Source organism: Bradyrhizobium ingae (genome assembly GCF_055791185.1).
In genome coordinates, this window is the sequence record NZ_JBVUBB010000001.1 from 503,990 (window position 1) to 523,406 (window position 19,417).

Genomic DNA, 19,417 nt, shown 5'->3' on the forward strand with positions numbered 1-19,417 from the left:
TCCTCGGATCGCGGCTCCGCCACTTTCCCGCACCGTCGGTGACGGATTTATCGACAAACACGCAGAAAACTTGGAGAGATTGTCATGTTCAAAACCCCGACCGGCGAGGAAGTGTTCGTCATCGATGGTCATACCCATTTCTGGGATGGCAGTCCGGCGAACCAGCTCAACATTCACGGAAAGCAGTTCATTGATTGCTTCTACGCCTACCACACGTCGCTGAGCCCGAAGGACAAACTCTGGCCCAAGGAACAGTTCGAGAAGTACAGCGCGGAACAGATGTATCGCGATTTGTTCGTCGACGGTCCGGACGATATGGCCATCGTGCAGTCGACCTACCTTACGGAATTCTACAAGAACGGTTTCAACACCATCGACCGCAACGCCGAAATGGCGAAGAAGTACAAGGACCGGTTCATCGTCAACGGCGCTTTCGACCCACGCGACGGTGAGCGGGCGCTTGAGTACATTCACTACATGAAGGAGACGTTCGGCATCAAGGGCGTCAAGCTCTACACTGCCGAGTGGAAGGGCGATTCGCGTGGCTGGAAGCTGACCGATCCAAACGCCTATCGCTGCTTCGAGCTCTGCCAGAAGCTCGGCATCACCAATATCCACGTCCACAAGGGGCCCACCATCATTCCGCTGGACAAGGACGCGTTCGATGTTCACGACGTCGACCATGCGGCCACCGATTTCCAGGGCCTGAATTTCATCATCGAGCATTGCGGCCTGCCGCGCCTGGACGATTTCTGCTGGATCGCTACGCAGGAGACCAACGTTTATGGCGGTCTGGCCGTCGCGTTGCCGTTCATACATGGGCGTCCGCGTTACTTCGCCGAAGTGATCAGCGAGCTGCTGTTCTGGGTCGGCGAGGACAAAATCCTGTTCGGCAGCGATTACGCCATCTGGACGCCGCGATGGCTGGTCGAGAAGTTCTGGAACTTCGAGCTTCCAGAAGATCTCAAGCAGGAGCACGGCGTCGATCTCACCCCGCAGGCAAAGAAGAAGATTCTCGGCCTCAACGCCGCGCGCCTCTACGGCGTGGACGTCGAGGCGCAAAAGGCCAAACTGGCGAAAACCGACTACGCAAGCGCGGCGGGATGACGGCCCATGAGCGCGTCGGTCGAGGAGCATGACCTGAAGGCCAGCGAGGTGTGGAAGCGTCTCGCATTGGTCACCGACCCAGAGCTGGATGAGTCGGTGACGGAGCTTGGCTTTGTCGAAAGCGTTACCGTCGACGACATCGGAGGGGTCGATATCGTTTTTCGCCTGCCGACGTATTGGTGCTCGGCAAACTTCGCGTTCCTCATGGCGGACGACATGCGTCGGGCGGTCTCTTCGCTGCCATGGGTTCGTGAGGCCCGGCCGCAGCTCCAGGACCACATGGTCGCGGAGGAGATCAACCGTGGCGTCAGGGAAGGCAAATCATTCGGTGACGCCCTTAAGGACTTTGCGTCTGGCGGGTCGCTTGAGGATCTCAGGGAGAAGTTCCGCCGCAAGGCATTCGAGCGGCGCCAGGAGGTCATGATCCTGGCGTTACGGGGGCTAGGTTACGAGGATCCGGCGATCTGCCGGATGAGTCTGGGCCTTTACGACGAGGTTGAGTTCGCCTCGGAGGAGGTTGCGCGCCAGAAGCTGCGCTATCGCGAGCTTCTGGTCGAACGAGACCTGGCTCGTCTCCCTGGGGACCGTGTGTTCGTCACTTACGAGGGGCGAGCCATCAAACGTCACGATCTGGCCTCATATCTCCAGCGGTTGCGTGGGGTGCGCATCAATATGGAGTTCAACAGCTCACTGTGCCGGGGCCTTCTTGCCGTTCGCTATCGCGAGTTCGATGGAGGCGGTGCGGACCGGACGGCTCAGCCCTGCGGAGGCTGCGGCAGTGGCTGTGCCGTGCGGTCCATCGGACCGCCCGGGAGCGGCGAGGGACACAGCGCTCCGCCCGCGTAAGGCCGCGTTTATCGCGGCACCTGCGAGTGCCAAAAACGAGAGCGGGCAGCAAGTCCGCCTGAGTAGATCAACAAGAGACGACTGCCTCGGAGGGAAACCCAATGCCGAAAGTCCTGCTGCACGACAAAGAGGCCCGCCGCGCTCTTGCGCGGGGAGTCGAGAAGCTTGCCGCTGCCGTCGAATCGACGCTCGGCCCAAAGGGCATGAACGCCATGGTCGACAGGCCGATCGGTACGCCGATCGTCTCGCGCGACGGCGTCACCATCGCCTCCGAGATCGAATTGCCCGACCGGTTCGAGAATATGGGGGCGCAGGTGGTGCGTGAGGTCTCGATGCAGACCAACGCGGTCGCCGGCGATGGCACGACGACAGCGATGGTGCTCGCAAACGGTCTCATTCAGGGTGGCGTTGCGGCCCTGGAGCGCGGCGCCAAGGCGGTGGATCTCTGCAAGGGCATAGAACGCGCCGTCGAGGTAGTGGTTGAGGCGCTAAAGAGCTCGGCAATCGCGGTGTCAGACCGAAAGACGTTGCAGGCGGTGGCGACGATCGCATCGACCGACGCCCATCTGGGCGGCCTTATCGCCGAGGCGGTAGAGCGCGTCGGTAAGGACGGCATCATCAGCTCCGATTACGGATTGACGACCACGACGACGCTCGAGGTCGTCGAGGGCATGTCGTTCGATCGCGGCTACATCTCCCACCACATGGTGACGGACGTCGAGAAGATGGAGGTAGTGCTGGACCAGCCCTACATTCTCCTGACCGATCTCAAGATCAGGGCGCCGGGCGAGTTGTCGTCAGTGCGTGCCACCGTTGCCGCGACCGGGCGACCTCTTGTTATCGTTGCCGAGGAGATCGCGCCCGAGGTCGTCGTGACGCTCCTTGGCGACGGTAACCGCGGCAAGATCCTGGTGGTCAATCCGCCCGACTATGGCCACTGGCGCAAGGCGATGATGGACGACCTCGCCATCATCACCGGCGGACGGGTGATCGCCCGCGACCTTGGCGGCAGGCTGGAAGAGGCTGGGCTCACCGATCTCGGCACCGCGCGGCAGGTTCGGGCCAGTGCCCGGGAGACGGTGATCATTCGCGGCGGTGGCGACGATGCGGCGATTGCAGCGCGGCGCCAGCAGGTCGCCAAGCAGCACGATCTGGCGCCACCCAATATCGAGCAGGACAAACTCAAGGAACGGCTGGCGAAGCTCTCGGGCGGGACAGCGGTGATCTTTGCCGGCGGCGTCACACCCGTTGAGCAGAAGCGGACGATCCAACTGATCGACGATGCGCTCAGTGCAGCGCGTGCCGCAGCCGACGAGGGCATTGTGCCGGGCGGCGGAACTGCCCTGGCGCAATGTGCGCCGATGGTGGCCCGCACACTGGGCAACATCAACGGCGACCTCGGCGAAGGCATCAAATTGGTACGCCAGACATTGTCCCGCCCGGCCGCTTTCATTGCGCGGAACGCAGGGCACGACGCTGAAAGGGTCGTAGCCGACTTACAGAGCGCGCCGGCAGGAGTAGGGTTTGACGCTGCCAACGGAAACTTCATCGACATGGTATCGGCCGGCATCGTCGACCCCGTTCGGGTCACCTACACTGCGCTTCGAAACGCGGCTTCCGTCGCCACGCTCGTGCTGACCACGAATACCCTCGTGGCCGACGTGCCCGAGTACATCGATCCAACTCAGGGACCGGCCTTGGGCGGTGGAGCAGAGAAGCTCGGACGCGCATGATTGGACGATGACAACGATTTAGATTGAGCTACAATCTTGCAAGTGTGGATGCGACCCGAAGGAGGCGGCCTATAAGCCTTTACGGTCACCCGTCCAGGCAAAGAAGGAGGGAAGGAAACGTGGTCCATATCATTTCCAAGCGGGATGGTCCGTACCGTGAAGAGGTGGCGGCCAAGGATTTCATTCAGAAAAACCGCACCGGGATTGACGCCATCGCCAATCATTTGACTGGCGGGCGCTGGCAGGAGCTGCGCAACCGGACGCCACCTCCGCAGCCCCAGCCATCGGGGAAGCTTTGGTCGACACCGCCCAGCCGTCCCAGGGAGAGGGAGCCCTACGTGCGGATTAGCCTAAACGGACGAGTCGTAATCGCTGATCTGGCGTCGGGGCGACAACTCCATTTTTTGGGTGAACTGCGCGGAAGGGCTGAATCGCGACACTTCGCTCTGGCGACCCGCGAGAACGGGATTTTCGACCCGCTTGATGATGAGTCCCACAAAGTCCTCGCCGACCTTGAGGGGGCAAAAGTGCCCAACGAGGCTGCCGAGCAGCAGCTCGAACAGATCATCGCAGACCGCCTCGGGCTGAACGCGATTGCTAAAGAAATCGAATGATTCTCTCGGGCCGAGGCCCAGCAGATCGCGGCCGACAAATAGAGCCTGGCCCCCGTTATCTCTGCTGATTGGGGAGCCTTTTGCCAAGCGGAGCGCGGTGTTCCAATGCTAACGGAAACGCTAATGGCTAAGCCGCCGTTTTCCATGGAGGGGGTTCCGGCCGACACTTCGGACGCGGATCAAGGGCGGCCATACGACGAGCGGGAAACCAACAAGGCTTGGGAGAATTTTCTCACCTTTGGACAGGCCAACCGTGAGAACGCACTGGTGCGGAGCGTTATCGAGGAGTCGTGGCAGCGGAGTGTGCATTCAGGAGTCGATGCTCATTGCAAAGGCAGCAATCTCGTCGCTTCGCCGGACGACCTGTATGAATTGCGTCTGAAGAATGATGACCTGCTTGGCTCGAGCGCTCAGACATTCCGTCGTGTCGCGGAAGTGCTCGGCGACGCCGCGACGATGTTGGTTATCACCGATAGGAACGGTGTCGTCCTCGACGTCGGTGGTGATCAGCGGACAATCGACGCAGGGCACGATATCCGCCTTGAAGTCGGCGCCGCCTGGGGTGAGACGATCACCGGCACCAACGGGATAGGCACGGCACTCGTTACGGGAAAACCGGTTCACGTCCACGCTGCCGAGCACTTTTCCGAGGGTATCAAAGCTTGGACTTGTGTCGGCAGTCCCATTCGCAGCCCGATCGACAGCAGCATCATCGGTATCATTGATTTTTCTGGACCACAGGCGATCTTTCACCGCCACAACGTTGCACTAGCGGTGATCGCGGCCAATCACATCGAGCTTGCGCTCTCGGAAAAGATCCGGCTTGAAAGAATACGGCTTCTCGAGGCCAGCATTTCTCGAATGCCGGGAATGGGCAGCGCTGACGGTGTGGTGATCCTCGATCGTTTCGGTCGCGTCATCCACCACAACGACATGGCTCGGGTTCGCTGGCAACGGATCGTGGAGTCGGGCGACCTGAACATCGGAAATCGGATACTTCCGAGCCACGATGGTCGTTTGGCTAAAGATTTGACCAATGGCCTGCCCGAGGGACTGCGTGAACAACGGATTGAGCCGCTGCTGGTCGATGGTGCTGTCCAGGGAGCGATGCTCGTGCTTGCGGCGAGGCCCCGAATAAATTCTGCCAGCACCCAAGTTTCACCGATAGCGCGCGCAGCGCTCACGTCGGCCAAGGAAGCGATTGTCGGATGTAGCCAAGCACTCACGCAAGCGGTCGAGAAAGTCGAGCGGGCGGCGCTCGGTCGGACGGCAATTTTGCTCGAGGGCGAGACCGGAGTTGGCAAAGAATTGTTTGCCCGTCTCGTTCACGCCGGGGGCCAGAAGACCGGTAAGGAGCCCTTCGTCGCGTTCAATTGCGGCGCGGTCTCGAAGGAGCTTCTCGGCGGCGAATTGTTCGGGCATGCCCCGGGCGCTTATACGGGCGCCACTCGCGAAGGGAAGCCCGGCAGGTTTGAATTTGCCAATGGCGGCGTGCTCAGCCTCGACGAAATCGGTGAGATGCCGCTAGATCTGCAACCATACTTGCTCCGCGTGCTGGAAGAACGAGCGGTATACCGGCTCGGCGACAACAAGCCTCGCCCCGTAGACGTCCGGCTCGTGGCGTCCACGAATCGGAATCTGAAGCAGGAAGTGGCGGAGGGACGTTTTCGCAAAGACCTGTATTTTCGGATCGGTGTCGTCAGGATCACTATTCCACCGCTTCGGGAGCGGCTCGGTGATGTTGAGATACTGATCGACCACTTCAGCCGACAATTTGCGGACACCTATAGCACACAGCCTCTGCGGTTCGAGGCGGCCGCAATGGAGTTATTGCGGCGCTATAGTTGGCCCGGGAACGTTCGCGAACTGCGCAATCTCGTTGAGAATCTCGTGCTAATGACGCTCACCGGAGTGGTGACGCCCAGGGACTTGCCGGAGGATTTCGTCGAAGCGGTTCAACCACCCTCGATGCTCTTATCGACGGGGCATGGCCCAACGCCGGAAAGAGACGAGGTCGACCGCTTCGATGAAGTGGAGCGTCGCGCCATCGAGAGGGCCGTCGCCAACGCCGGCGGCAACATTGCCGTCGCCGCGGAGAAGCTGGGACTTTCTCGTGCCACGCTGTATCGGAAATTGCACCAATACCGTTCGCGAAGTTGAGGACGCAATCCGGCATGGCGACGGTCTGGAACGGGCAAAATGGAGGAGAGGAGACTGCCGCTGCGGCGCTCGCTTCGCAGATCCTGTCGCGTGCGGACCGCGACGTAACGTTCATGGTGCACCTGGTTGGCGAAAGCCAAAATCTGCTAGTACGGCATTTCGTAGTGTTCATCGAGACCGAACTCGCGAAGCGCGGCATCAGCTATGGTGAGCATCCGCTATTGCGTCCTTTCATCGAAACCCATGCGCGCGAGTTGAGCGATTTCGTTCTGCAGGGCATCGGTCTACGGCACCAGTTCGGTTTGCAGGCGCTCGAGACCATGGCCGGCGATCCATCGCGGTTGCTGAGGGTTGACCTATGGGATTCGTTGGCATCGCACATCAATGATGCGCAACACCACTTTCTATCGGGCGTGGGTGGCCTGCATCGGATCCTGGTCCAGATCGAGACTGATGCATGACAGCCGCTTCCCTGACTGTTGTCGAAATGCTGGCCCAGCGGCTGCAGGTCGTTCAGGCGATATCGGCCGCTCATTCGCGCAATCTGCTCAACCGTCAGCTTGGCGGCGGCGCCGAGCTCGATATTCAGCGTATAGAGCAGGAGATTGCGGCCTCCGGCTGCTCGCGTGACCTTGCCAGGCCCCTCGAGGACGCTTGCGAGCGCTTAAGAAAGGCAACTGCCGAAATGGCAGAATGCGACGCCCATTGCGCCGCACTGGAGCTGCGCCTTGAAGAACTAGATAGGTGCATTGCCGATAGTAGTTATGACGATCACGAACCGTGAGGCGACCGATGGATACGATGGAAGCAGAGGCCCCGACGCTCTATGACTTGCTTGGGCGGCACTGGACGGTAGGCGCGGGCGTCACGAATACCGCCTTCGATCCCGCGGGACGATCTGTCGCGTTTGCTCTCGCCGATGGTGCTGTTGCGATAGCTCCTCTGAACGACATCGAGCCGCCGCAAGATCGCTGTCGCGTGGAATTGGATATGGGGCGGACGACGATTTCACCCCGACAAAAACCAGTCCCGCCGTTGACGAAAGTGATCATTAGCGACGGCCCGCTCCCTCTCTCTCCGATTGGGGCATCGGAATTCGTAACCAGTGACCACGGCCGCTTGCTTTGCATTTCGGCGTCTGGCGTCACACGGGCAATATCGAACAACGCGGCGCCCGTCGATTTCATTGCCCCCGTCGCGGGCGGCGGTATTCTAACTGCTTCCGGAAGGGCGATCCTATTTTACGATGGCAATGGCGAGGTCGTCTGGCTGCAGGAGCGGGTTGGTGGGCCTGCCTCGGCGATGGCGGCATCATCGGATGGTCGCAGCTTCGCGATCGGGGCCGACGATCATCTATTTGTTCGAACGCTTGGGCCACGGCCGGAGCCAGTCGCTTCGTTCGAGTTGGGATCCGTCTCTGCGTTGGCGTGGAGTCCCGATGGGAGCTGGCTGGCTGCATCAGTGACAGGAGCGGGCGTTGTCTTGATGCGCCTTGCGGACGCGAAAATCATCCGCATCCCGGCATATCCCGCAGCCGTTGCATCTCTTTCGTGGAGCGCGGACTCCCGTATCCTTGCCACAAGCGGAGCCTATCGGACCATTGCATGGGACGTGTCTAGGCTTGACGACCACGGCGGGCAACCGACGAACCTCGCCACCGGCCGCGCTCGGTTCGTGCCCGTTGAGGCCGTGGATTTTCATCCGCAGAGTAGATTGGTCGCGACAGGTTATACAGACGGCTTGATCGTTGTCGCTAAGGTTGGACGATCCGACGAATTGGTCGTTAGGCGGCCAGGCGGAGGCGCCGTTCACGGGCTGCGTTGGTCCAACGACGGCCAACATCTGGCGCTCGGAACGAGTGAGGGCGAGGCAGCGATCGTGACGTTCCCGCCGCATGTCTTCAAACAGCTTCCCGTTCGAGTATGAAATACGGACGAAGCGAAATCGCGAGGAGAAATAACTATGTCCACCGATCCTTCCGTTAGTGAAAACGAAAGTAAAGATCGATTCTTTATAGAGCTGGCCGAACTATCCGAACGCATGGTCGCCGCGCACGGAAAGGACTTTTCGATGGGTGCCTTGGTGCTGGCAGCGAGGTTTATCGCCGAGAACAAGCCCTTTGAGCGAAGCGCGGTGACCCAATAAGAGTGTCTGCGCCTTAGTGAAGTGCCAATTGAATCTGGGGGAATAGTATGTTGAAGCGACTGTTTCGGGACGACGAGCTCCTCCACAAGGCGGAATGGCTCGAGACGCTTTCACTTTATTCGGGCATCGGATTGTGGGACGCGATTCTTCACGAAGGAGACGCGATGCATCCCAAGGCGCGCTGGACTTGGTCGAGCGAATTCCGTCGTTTGTGTGGGTATAAGACCGAGGCCGAATTCCCCAACGTCGTGCAATCCTGGTCGGACCGCCTTCATCCCGACGACGCCCCGGCCACGTTTGCCGCGTTTGGTTCGACATGCGAGACGGGCGTCGGCTATGACGTAAAGTACCGCTTGAAGGTAAAAGACGGAAGTTACCGCTGGTTTCGAGCGACAGGTGGAGTCGTGCTCGATGAGAGAGGAAAGCCGAGGCGCGCTTGTGGGTCTTTGGTCGATATTCACGAGTTGATGACTGCAGAAGCAGAGAAAAAAGCTCTTATCAACAACCTGGCCAACGATTTTGAGGGTGCAATCGGCAAGGTCATCGAGACGGTTTCGTCAGCCTCGACTGAACTCGAGAGTTCCGCAAACAAGCTGAGCAGTACCGCCGAGCGGTCGCAGGAACTAGCGACGACCGTCGGTACTGTTTCTGAGGCAGCGTCTGCGAACGTGCAGTCCGTCGCTTCAGCTACCGAGCAACTTTCCTCATCTGTTAGGGAAATCAGCCGACAGGTGCAGGACGCTGCTCGCATTGCCAACGAGGCCGTTAATCAGGCGCGAAAGACCAACGACCGCGTCAGCGAGCTCTCTAAAGCGGCTGCACGCATCGGTGACGTCGTCGAGCTCATTAATTCAATTGCGGGACAGACAAATTTGTTGGCCTTGAACGCCACCATCGAGGCGGCGCGGGCGGGCGAAGCCGGCCGTGGCTTCGCGGTCGTGGCGTCCGAAGTGAAGGCCCTGGCAGAGCAGACGGCGAAAGCTACTGGAGAAATCAGCCAGCAGATCGGCGGGATCCAGGCCGCTACACAGGAATCAGTCAGCGCAATTGGTGAGATCAGCGGCACGATCGAGAAGCTGTCGGAGATTTCGTCAACCATCGCCGCGGCTGTCGAGGAGCAGGGTGCGGCTACGCAGGAGATTGCCCGCAACGTTCAGCAGGCTGCGAACGGTACCCAACAGGTGTCCACAAACATCATGGACGTGCGGCGCGAGGCCACCGAAACTGGTGCGGCTTCTTCCCAGGTGTTAACCTCGGCACGGTCGCTGTCGAGCGAGAGTGGTCGGCTGAGAGACGAGGTGAGCCGGTTCCTCAACACAGTACGTGCCTCATGAGGTAAAAGCCGAGAATTAGTGATTTTGCGACACCTCAAGGCCCGGCGAGCAATGGGCAAACTCGTGCGGGACAATCTCACAGCTCATTTTGCGGGGCTCCGGTCGTCTCAGAGGGAGGGATAACAGTAGTAGCGGCCAGACGCTCGGCTCATCGACAGACCGGGAAAGCTCCAGTCTCACAATGCGAGCACAATCCGGCCCGGGTTGCGAAAACCAGCCTCTGCTTCTGCGATCGTGGTCAGAGCCTCGCTGAACGGCCTCTCGAAACCGATCGCCGGCCGTAGCACACCCTCGTTGGCAAGCTTGGCGATCTCGGGTAGTTGCTCGGTTCCCATGGTTGCGAAGACAAGTTTGTAACGGCCCGACAGCATCCCACGGATGGCTCTTCTCGGAGTGGGATTGATGTCGACAAACATGCCGCCACGCTTGAGCATGGAAATTCCTTCGCCTACGGGCATCGTTCCGGCCGTATCGAAGACCACATCGAACTTTCCAGCCTCTCGGTACGAGGGGCTATCAGCGTAGTTGAATACCGGATCAACGCCGGCGGCCTTGGCCGCTGGCATGCTGGCTTTGCCGCAAGAACCAGCGACCGCCGCGCCTCGTGCCAACGCCAACTGCACAGCGAACGCGCCGACCGCCCCGGTACAACCGTTGATAAAGATGCGTGACCCGCTGCGGGCTTGTGCCTTGTCGATGATTGCAGCCCAGGCTGTCGTTGCCGGAATGGGAAGGCAAGCCGCCTCGCTAAACGAGAGCCGCTCCGGTTTTCTCGTCAAATATCGACTATCGACCGCGATCGATTCGGCAAAAGCGCCGGCGTTCTTGAAGTCCATCGTGCCGAAGACATCATCACCAAAACAGACGTTCGTTACGTTCTCACCGACCGCCTCAACGGTTCCAGCGTAGTCGGAGCCGACTCCCTTTGGAAATGCTCTGCCGATGATTAGCTTCATGGCACCCCGGCGGAGCTTCCAGTCGAGGGGATTGATGGCGACGGCCTTCACCCTGACCCGCACCTGGTTGCGGTCGAGCGGCGGCGGCGTGTAATCGCCGAAATACATCTGCTCGGGACCACCGTAGCGATCGTACTGCACTCTCTTCATGGCTGCGTCTCGGCTTTGTCAGTAAACGACTGCAAGGTTCTCGATCTCAGCAGCGGCAGCAGCCATCGCGGCGGTCCGGTTCTCCGGGCTGCGTCCAAGGCCCTCGGCACGGATGACTGTTACGTCACTGACTCCGAGAAAGGTGAGGAAGCTTTTTAGATATTTCTCCTGATGATCGAGCCCGGCGGCAGGCTGACCTTCACGATAGAGATTGCCCCGCGAGGACGCGATGATCACGCGTTTGCCCTTTGCAAGTCCTTCGACGCCGTTGGCGGTATAACGAAATGTCTTACCCGCGACCGCCACGCGGTCGAGCCAGGCCTTGAGTTGCGAAGGAAGCGAGAAATTGTACATCGGCGCGCCGATGACGATCACGTCGGCGTCGAAAAAGTCGTCGAGTACCTTGGCATTGCGCGCTGCGCTCTCCTTCGTAGCCGCATCCTCCGGGGCCGAGCCCCGCTGAGCCAGCAACTCCGGACCAGTCAGGTGCCCGATTGGCTCTGCGGCAAGGTCGTAGCGAATGACCTGCGCTTCGGGACTGAGGGTGGTCAGTCGCTGCACGATGGCGGCAGAGAGTTGCCGGCTGGCCGATTGGCCGCCAAGGATGCTGGCGTCGACATGCAGAAGTTTCATGGTCCAAGTCCTTTCATATGATCCACTAAAGCGTCGATAGAGGTGACGCCTTGCACGTGCTTACGCTTGTTCGCGCGCGCACGGATGAGAACCTGCTCCAGCCGGAGAGGTGAGGCAGAAAATTACAGTCAGTGCGATTTTTAAATATTGCAGTGACTGCGAATTTACAAGGGGTGCCATAAGTGGTATTTGAAATGCCATGAAGCAGGAAGCATCGGCCCCTGAAGGTTGGCGTGAAAGAAAGCGTCGCGAGACGCTGCAGCGCATTGCCGAAACCGGGCTCAAGCTATTTATCCAGAATGGATACGAGGCGACGACGCTGGAAGCGATCGCGGCAGCCTCCGGCATATCGGCGCGGACGTTCTTCTATTATTTCAAGTCGAAGGAAGACATTTTGCTCGCCTGGCAGCAGGGATTGCCGGATGCAGTCCGCGCCGCGATCCTTGCAGAATCGCCGAACCAGAGTCCGGTTCACCTCGTGCGGAACGCGTTCTTGAAGCTGCCGGTGCAATTCAGCTCCGAACACGCCATGGCGATCGGTCGCATTCTGCGCTCGACCGAGCAGTTGAGGGCAAGCAATCAGGCGAAATTCGTGTCGATGGAGAAAGCGGCTTTCGAAGCTCTGTCGGAGCACTGGCCTCAAGCGCGCCGGCGCAGAGCGCTCCAGGTCGTTGCGATGGCTTCTGTCGGGGCCATGCGTCTTGCCGTTGACGCATGGGCCGACGAGGGAGGTCAAAAGCCGCTGGCGAGCTTCATCAAACAGATGTTCTCCGCGTTGGAGGACGAACTCTAGTGCTCGCGAGACGCCGGCGGTGAGTGCGCTTTACGGTGGCGGACTAGGGAGGAATTGTTCTCCCTATGGAAAGAACGACGCCAAATCTTCGGGCGCTGCGCCACAAGTGTGCCCGGAAGGGGCCTGGGGCGTCGCAATCGACAATGCCCTTCGGCGTTTAGCCGCCGATCAACCGGGTAGGCCGTGCAACGCCAGCCATTCGATAATTGCACGCTCGATCGGCTTCTCTGTGGCGCTTGCCGCGAGGCTCGTCGCTGAGAACAAGCCCTCCGAACGGAGAGCGATAACGATGAGCTTTTGCGCCGGAGGCAGTGTTTAAGGATCAGCATCCTTTGTGGTCCGAAGGGACCGGGGTCTCGCTAAGCTTCAGTTGGCCCTTGGAGCCTTGTTTGTTGAGCGGCACAAGGTCGCCTCGTAGACTTTCGCTTCATAGGATTCCAAAAGGGGTTTCCTCCTCTCGTCGAATGCTACGTAGTGCGGCATGTTGATGTGGTCTTCCAGATCCTTCAGCGTCTCCCACGTTTCGAAGACGAACATTTCGTCTGGGTGTTCCAACGAGGGATAGTGAGAGTAGGCCAGATTTCCCTTCTCCTCTCGCGTGTTCTGGACATTGTCCATTACAAACGACAATAGCTCATCCCGCTTCCCCGGCTTAAGGACGTACTTCACGGATACTACAATGGTCATGGTGAACTCTTCCAGTGCGGCGCCACCGCATGAGGGTGCGACTCGATATTGAGATCGTGAATTGGCGCAGTCAACCTACGGGTGCCTGCATCGCCTTTTGCATGGCATTTGGTTCGCAGCTGTTGTCTGCTCAAGAGCGCCGGACATTCCGTCAGCCACCGGACGGAGGACGATGGTCTTCCAGGGACAGTGAGTAGGCCGCGACTTGTGATCCGTGATCCGGTGTGCGGCGAAGGACAGATTAAGTCGAAATGCCGCTCTCTGGTATCCAAGAGCGCACAATGCATCGAGCTGCTCGGCCGCCAAACGGGACCTCTGCAGCTTGGCTCGTAGGCGAGTGGTAACGCGTTGGCCGTGTCACGGCCGACGCGCTTTCGGCTAGTCGCAGAAGTCAATCTGCCGATTTAGAAGTCTGCGGCGATCTGATGTGATCGTGACGATCAACGGTGTCCTGCCCTCGTGGCGCGAGGGGTGTCAGCAACGCCATTTAGCTCTTGGAGTGCATGATCCGGCAAATTGAGCTCCGCCGCTGCGAGGTTCTCGCGCAGGTGCGCGGGGGACGAGGTGCCGGGGATAAGGAGGATGTTGGGCGAGCGATGAAGAAGCCAAGCGAGCGCTACCTGCATGGATGTTGCAGCTAGGCGAGCGGCGACATTGGTCAGGGTGGACGATTGCAGGGGAGTGAACCCACCTAGCGGGAAGAACGGCACATACGCGATGCCGTCCCGTGCGAGGTCATCGACCAAGGCGTCATCAGACCTGTGAGCCAAGTTGTATAGATTCTGAACGCATACGATCTTGCAAATCTTGCGTCCTTCCGCGATCTGCAAAGGAGTGACGTTGCTCAGTCCTATATGCCTTATTAAGCCCTGACGTTGGAGGTCTGCCAAGACGCTCAGTGGTGCTTCGATGGCCTTTGCCGGCGTATTCGGGTCCATCATGACGCGAAAATTGACGACATCGAGCGCGTCGAGCCCGAGGTTGCGCAAGTTGTCGTGAACCGCCTGGGTGAGCTCTTCGCGCGAGAAGGCCGGATTCCATGAAGCGTCCGCGCCGCGCCGAGCGCCGACTTTGGTAACGATGACGAGATCTTTGGGGTAGGGATGCAACGCCTCATGGATCAGTTGATTCGTAACATGGGGGCCGTAGAAGTCGGAAGTATCGATATGATTCACGCCCAACCCGATGGCTTCGCGCAGGACAGCCAACGCTGCGGCGCGGTCTTTCGGAGGACCGAACACGTGGGGACCGGCAAGTTGCATGGCGCCGTAACCAAGGCGCTTTACGCGGCGGTCTCCCAGATCGAAGCTGGTAGCTGAGTTGGCTGTGGGCATAGGTCGTCTCCGTAAAATCGATGATCTGTAGCTAGATGTTGCCGGCCCAGTCGATAACTAGGTACTCTCCGAACGGGCCGTTCGGAGAAGTGAACAGTGAAAGTCGATCTGGGTGAACTGAACGCCTTCGTGACCGTGGCGCAGGCTGGAGGCTTTCGGGACGGAGCGCGGTCGAGCGGGGCCAGTGCCTCGGGGCTCAGCGAAGCTGTCACTAGGCTGGAAGCGCAACTTGGCGTCAGGCTGTTGAACCGAACGACGCGGTCCGTCGCGCCTACCGAGGCGGGGCAGCGCCTCCTCGAGCGGCTCGGGCCGGCATTCGCCGAAGTTGAAGCTGCGGTCGACGTGGTCAACAACTACCGCGACAGGCCTGCAGGTACGCTGCGTCTCAACGTACCCGTTAGCGCGGCGCGTCTTGTGCTGCCGACAATCGTACCGCGCTTTCTCGCGGCCTATCCCGACATTCGGCTGGAAATCGTTGCCGAGGACACTTTCATCGACGTTCTGGCGGCGGGTTGCGATGCCGGCATCCGATATGACGAGCGTCTTGAGCAGGATATGATGGCAGTACCGATTGGACCGCGCATTCAGCGCTTTGCGACCGCTGCCTCTCCAATCTATCTCGATCGTCACGGCCGGCCCAATCATCCTCGCGACCTACTCAACCATGCTTGTCTTGGGGGGCGTTTTTCGTCCGGTGCGCTGGTGGCCCCGTGGGAGTTCGAAGGCGAGGGAGAAATCGTTCGCGTCGAGCCCAAGGGACCATTGTTGGTCAGCGTGGGGACGGCGACAGACCTTGCTGTTGCCGCGGCCATCGCCGGTACTGGCATCATCACTCTCTTTGAAGAATGGCTGCGCCCCTATATCGCCAGTGGTCAGCTCGAGCCGGTCCTTGAGCCCTGGTGGCAAAGCTTCTCCGGTCCATTCCTCTACTATCCCGGCCGACGGCTCGTGCCAGCGCCGTTGCGCGCATTCATCGACTTCGTAAAGGGTGAATGATCCTACCCGCCGTGTGGATCCAGTTCCTGCTCCCGTAGCGGGCTCGCCAGCAGCGAGACGCTCCCTGGTTGAGCGCTCAAAGCTGCGCGCGGAGCGTTACTGCGATAGAGGAGCGTGGCGAAACGAGATACCGGCCTCGTATCAAGTAGCAGAGAGCTCCGATGGCTTTTCCCGGAGGAGGGGGGAGGCGCGAGATATTGTGGCCAAATGTTCCACGCGTCCGCAATGGATCGCGTCAGTAAAACCAAAACCTTGGACATTCGAGATTGCCGATATGAGCGATAGATTCCCCGATGGCCCGCGTCGTAGCGCGCGAAAAGGCGTTCATCAGGAATTGTCGATGGCACTTGAGACATTCACAGTTCGAGTTGGCGCAACGGTCGGTGCCCCGGAATCCTTCAATAGTTATCACCGCTTTACTTGACGCATATCAAAATCGGACATATATCAATTTCAGGTTTGCCGCAGCGAAGGTCGGTAGCGCGGTTGTCCCTGGCTAGACAAGGAAGACTGATGAAACTGTACTATGCACCAGGCGCCTGCTCGCTCTCGCCGCATATCGCCCTTCTGGAAGCTGGTCTTCCGTTCGACATGGTCAAAGTCGATCTGCGAACGAAGAAGCTCGAAAGTGGGGAGGACTATCTGGAGGTCAACCCCAAAGGCCAGGTCCCCGCGCTGCAACTGGATAGCGGCGAGGTCATCACAGAGGGTCCGGTCATCGTTCAGGTGATCGCCGACAAGGTCGGCAATGGCCTAGCTCCGGCCCGTGACAGCGCCGAGCGTTACAGGCTGCTCGAATGGCTCAACTTCATCACGACGGAGCTGCACAAGAACTTCGGCCCGCTGTTTTCACCAGTACTAGCCGACGACGCTAAATCATTCTTCAGGGACCGCGTCATCGCCAAGCTAAAGTATGTCGACAGCCAGCTTGCTGGCCGCAATTTCCTGATGGGCGACCAGTTCACGGTCGCCGACGGCTATTTGTTCACAATATTAGGCTGGACCGATCCCTTAAAGTTCGATCTTTCGGGTATGGGGAGCCTGCTCGCCTACAAGGCCCGTATAGCTGCGCGCCCGAAGGTGAAAGAGGCCCTCGCTAAGGAAGGTTAGATGAAGGCGGGGTAAAGCGCGGCGCTCGGGGGAGGGACCCGTCTAGAGCGTCAATCGGTTTGGAGGGTGCGGAGCTGGGGGTAGAAGGCGACGAGGTCCGCGTAATCAAAGAGGACGCGGGAGAAGCCTCGCGGGAGCATTTCACGAGGCTTTTGGCAGTGCCTAAACACATGGCGCACGTTTGCGGAGGAGCGTGACCTGTCGCGTGAGAGGCGGCGCTTGCTCTGCAAAGATCGGCGCTCAAATCGGAGGAGACAATGATCTTTAACAGGAACGAGTCAAACGACAACGTCGGCCAAACCTCCTCCAACGTTGATCAAGAGCCAGACGTGGCCGCGTCGCGTCGCCAATTTCTCAAGACAACTGCGGTTGGCGCCACAGTCGCTGCGGCAGCTGGGCCGCTCATGCCATTCGGCGCGAATGCGCAGCCTTCCGGAGAGCAAGCCAGTGAAGGCATCTTGAGCCGGCTGCAGGGCTCTGAGAGTGATCGCAACCGAAGGATACTACTCAAAGGCGGAATCGTGCTGTCCATGGATCGATCCGTCGGCGACTTCATGAACGCCGACGTATTGATTGAGGGAAAGACGATTAGGGCTGTGGGGCCAAACCTTTCGGCCCCCGATGCCATTGTTGTTGACGCCACGAACACAATCGTGATGCCCGGCTTTGTCAATACACATCACCATCAATTTCAGACGAACACACGTGGCTACTTCGCCGACGCGTTCTATTTTACCTCTGGACGTCGACCGGACTACCGGCGTGCGTTCATGCCCGGCGGCATCCATGAGAAGTATACACCCGAAGACGCCTACATCGGCCAGCTCGTTGGCGGGCTCACCAACATATCCGCGGGTGTCACCACAGTGTGCGACACGTCGCAGGTGTCAATCACGCGAAAACATACGGACGCTTGCATAGATGCGTTCAAGGAGTCCGGTCACCGCACCGTCTTTGTCTTTACGAGTGGTCCGGGCAACGCCGCTAGTGTGGCGGACTATGCATTTCCTCAAGACATCCATCGCATAAAATCCCAATACTTCAGCTCCGAAGATCAGCTTATGACGGTTGGCTTGGGGGCCTTTCCTCCCGACGTCAAAGCGGTTTTCCCGCTCGCTCGCGAAATTAAGATGCCAATTTACGTTCATGTGACCGGAGCAGCCCGAAGTGCGGTGGTTGAAGAGTTAGGGATACGCGCCGACTGCACCATCATTCACGCGATGGAGCTGCCAGAGAGCGCGTGGCGGCAGATCGTAGACAACGGTGCGAAAGTGTCCATGTCCTCCGTTACCGAACCTACTGTGGCAAACGGAATTCCGGCAATCATGGAGGTGATGAAGTACGGGATCATGGAGCGGGCGAGTTTCAGCACCGATGCCGAGGCCTTTATGACTGCCGACTTCTTCTCTCAGATGCGCGGCGCATTTATGCTTCAACGACTTCTTGCTGTACAGCTCTCTGATAACGGTCAGCGTGATGTGCCCCGGCCGATCACTTGCCGTGAGGTTCTGGAGATGTCGACGATGGGAGGCGCGGTCGGTGCGAACCTGGCCCACAAAGTTGGCTCCCTGACTCCGGGTAAAGAAGCAGACATCATCATGCTACGAACCGACATGATAAATGTGTGGCCGATCACCAACGTTCCGGGAGCGATCGTAACGCTGATGGACACCAGCAATGTGGATACGGTCTTCATCGCGGGTAAAGTGAGAAAGTGGCGAGGCAGACTTGTCAACGTCGATATGGTGAAACTGCTGCGCTCGCTCGAGACCTCTCGAGACCAATTGTTTGCTCGCGCCGGCTGGAAGGTCGAGCCCTTCGGAACATGCTGCGAACGTTAGAAGACTGCGGCACGAGGGTCGAACAGGCCGCCTAGCAAAGGAAGGGCCTGGTAGCTGAGGCCGTCCGGCAAATCTGAGCTATCCCGATTGAGGATTCGCTCCGGACAAGGCTCAAATGTAGTCTCGGTGGGACGAGGCGTAATATCATGCAGAGAAGTACCGGCGCAGCCTGAGCGGTAACAGCAACGAGGATTGTGACGATCGCCGCGGCCCAGGCAGGGTTGTTACGGCCCAGCGGGCCAACGTCGCCACGCGTCACCGATAACCCCCAGCTCGCCGATAAATTTGACAAAGCACAAAATCGTACATAAACTGGTTTTATAGAAACTCCCTTATAATTTTCGGGGATGATCTTTCTGTTTCGCGTTCTCCGTCGAACCGGTCTCGCAAGCCTTCGGAAGCGGGCGCAGGGGCGGGGGTCGGGACTCTTGTCCGTTCGGGGCCACTAAGTGCACCTGGACCAATGCCGAGCTCCAAGGGGCCACCGTTTTCTTCGGACTGTAACTATCCAGTGAGTGAAGGCGCCGTTTGCAAACGAGCCTACGAACTGCGGCGTGCATTGCTGGCCGCTTGCTTGGCTCTGCATGCAGCACTTGTGGGCAAGCACTCGGAAGTTGTTCCTCACATTCACGGCGCCACTAGCGATGCTGCGTCTCCGATCGCGAGCGCTTTTCTCACCCCATCAGTCGCATCGCGGATTCTGCATGCCGTGTCGGAGCATGCGTGCGATCGACGAAGTGGGAGGGCATGCCAGTAATAGCCGCGAACGACATAGGCGGGCGCATGAGCTGATGCCTGGGCTCACAAGGCTCGCAAGGCTGCATTGCCGAGGCAGTGCTCGAACTCTCGTCGAGAAGGCGAGTGGCACGAAAGGGTCGACTTCATTCAGAGCGGTCGCTCGTACTGTTGCCGAATTATGACTCCGCCGTGGATTCAATGGTGAGGACCTAGATTGGGTTCTGAGAACCACAAGCGAAC

17 protein-coding genes and 2 pseudogenes are annotated in these 19,417 nt (G+C 59.3%); 15 read left to right on the plus strand and 4 right to left on the minus strand.

Translation table 11 applies throughout. From position 1 onward, the window contains the following. The first annotated feature begins 84 nt into the window (after positions 1-84). The 11 genes and pseudogenes from ACV1FX_RS02340 to ACV1FX_RS02390 form a co-directional block, all read left to right on the plus strand. Positions 85-1,107: an amidohydrolase family protein gene (locus ACV1FX_RS02340; RefSeq protein ID WP_473115903.1), complete on the plus strand. Its 1,023-nt coding sequence runs from the start codon at positions 85-87 to the stop codon at positions 1,105-1,107. Between the two features lie 6 nt (positions 1,108-1,113). Then, on the plus strand, positions 1,114-1,953 hold the full coding sequence (locus ACV1FX_RS02345; protein ID WP_473115904.1) for a metal-sulfur cluster assembly factor: 840 nt from the start codon (positions 1,114-1,116) through the stop codon (positions 1,951-1,953). A 101-nt stretch (positions 1,954-2,054) separates the two neighbouring features. Next, positions 2,055-3,686: a chaperonin GroEL gene (gene groEL / locus ACV1FX_RS02350; RefSeq protein ID WP_473115905.1), complete on the plus strand. Its 1,632-nt coding sequence runs from the start codon at positions 2,055-2,057 to the stop codon at positions 3,684-3,686. A gap of 119 nt (positions 3,687-3,805) precedes the next feature. Further along, on the plus strand, positions 3,806-4,300 hold the full coding sequence (locus ACV1FX_RS02355) for a hypothetical protein (RefSeq protein WP_473115906.1): 495 nt from the start codon (positions 3,806-3,808) through the stop codon (positions 4,298-4,300). A gap of 123 nt (positions 4,301-4,423) precedes the next feature. Then, a complete protein-coding gene (locus ACV1FX_RS02360) occupies positions 4,424-6,460 on the plus strand; it encodes a sigma-54-dependent Fis family transcriptional regulator (protein WP_473115907.1) in 2,037 nt (678 codons plus the stop codon). 14 nt (positions 6,461-6,474) lie between these two features. Then, positions 6,475-6,921, plus strand: a complete 447-nt coding sequence (locus ACV1FX_RS02365) for a hypothetical protein (protein WP_473115908.1) — start codon at positions 6,475-6,477, stop codon at positions 6,919-6,921. Next, the gene (locus ACV1FX_RS02370; protein WP_473115909.1) at positions 6,918-7,244 is read left to right on the plus strand and encodes a hypothetical protein; all 327 of its coding nucleotides are present in this window, start codon (positions 6,918-6,920) and stop codon (positions 7,242-7,244) included. The genes ACV1FX_RS02365 and ACV1FX_RS02370 overlap by 4 nt, the downstream gene beginning before the upstream one ends. Before the next feature lie 8 nt (positions 7,245-7,252). Next, complete coding sequence (locus ACV1FX_RS02375; RefSeq protein ID WP_473115910.1) at positions 7,253-8,386, plus strand: WD40 repeat domain-containing protein; 1,134 nt, start codon at positions 7,253-7,255, stop codon at positions 8,384-8,386. A gap of 36 nt (positions 8,387-8,422) precedes the next feature. Continuing rightward, positions 8,423-8,605: a hypothetical protein gene (locus ACV1FX_RS02380; RefSeq protein WP_473115911.1), complete on the plus strand. Its 183-nt coding sequence runs from the start codon at positions 8,423-8,425 to the stop codon at positions 8,603-8,605. Between the two features lie 164 nt (positions 8,606-8,769). Continuing rightward, a pseudogene (locus ACV1FX_RS02385) lies at positions 8,770-9,036 on the plus strand (PAS domain-containing protein); the annotation flags it as partial. A gap of 72 nt (positions 9,037-9,108) precedes the next feature. Continuing rightward, positions 9,109-9,939, plus strand: a pseudogene (locus tag ACV1FX_RS02390) (methyl-accepting chemotaxis protein); the annotation flags it as partial. A 176-nt stretch (positions 9,940-10,115) separates the two neighbouring features. Here ACV1FX_RS02390 and ACV1FX_RS02395 read toward each other — a convergent pair. Then, the gene (locus ACV1FX_RS02395; protein WP_473115912.1) at positions 10,116-11,045 is read right to left on the minus strand and encodes an NAD(P)-dependent alcohol dehydrogenase; all 930 of its coding nucleotides are present in this window, start codon (positions 11,043-11,045) and stop codon (positions 10,116-10,118) included. 18 nt (positions 11,046-11,063) lie between these two features. Continuing rightward, the gene (locus ACV1FX_RS02400) at positions 11,064-11,678 is read right to left on the minus strand and encodes an FMN-dependent NADH-azoreductase (protein WP_473115913.1); all 615 of its coding nucleotides are present in this window, start codon (positions 11,676-11,678) and stop codon (positions 11,064-11,066) included. Positions 11,679-11,877: 199 nt separating this feature from the next. Between ACV1FX_RS02400 and ACV1FX_RS02405 the strand changes: the two genes are divergently transcribed. Then, positions 11,878-12,471, plus strand: coding sequence for a TetR/AcrR family transcriptional regulator (locus tag ACV1FX_RS02405; RefSeq protein WP_473115914.1), 594 nt, complete (start codon positions 11,878-11,880; stop codon positions 12,469-12,471). A gap of 366 nt (positions 12,472-12,837) precedes the next feature. On the opposite strand, the gene ACV1FX_RS02410 is transcribed toward ACV1FX_RS02405, so the two are convergent. Next, entirely contained in the window at positions 12,838-13,158 is a 321-nt protein-coding gene (locus tag ACV1FX_RS02410) for a putative quinol monooxygenase (protein ID WP_473115915.1), read from the minus strand. A 440-nt stretch (positions 13,159-13,598) separates the two neighbouring features. Beyond that, the gene (locus tag ACV1FX_RS02415) at positions 13,599-14,492 is read right to left on the minus strand and encodes an aldo/keto reductase family oxidoreductase (protein WP_473115916.1); all 894 of its coding nucleotides are present in this window, start codon (positions 14,490-14,492) and stop codon (positions 13,599-13,601) included. A 96-nt stretch (positions 14,493-14,588) separates the two neighbouring features. Between ACV1FX_RS02415 and ACV1FX_RS02420 the strand changes: the two genes are divergently transcribed. From ACV1FX_RS02420 to ACV1FX_RS02430, 3 genes are all read left to right on the plus strand, one after another. Further along, on the plus strand, positions 14,589-15,488 hold the full coding sequence (locus tag ACV1FX_RS02420) for a LysR family transcriptional regulator (RefSeq protein WP_473115917.1): 900 nt from the start codon (positions 14,589-14,591) through the stop codon (positions 15,486-15,488). Positions 15,489-16,001: 513 nt separating this feature from the next. Further along, the gene (gstA, locus tag ACV1FX_RS02425; RefSeq protein ID WP_473115918.1) at positions 16,002-16,598 is read left to right on the plus strand and encodes a glutathione transferase GstA; all 597 of its coding nucleotides are present in this window, start codon (positions 16,002-16,004) and stop codon (positions 16,596-16,598) included. A 257-nt stretch (positions 16,599-16,855) separates the two neighbouring features. Continuing rightward, positions 16,856-18,439 (plus strand): amidohydrolase family protein, encoded by a 1,584-nt coding sequence (locus ACV1FX_RS02430; RefSeq protein WP_473115919.1) that lies wholly within the window; start codon positions 16,856-16,858, stop codon positions 18,437-18,439. Positions 18,440-19,417 lie beyond the last annotated feature (978 nt).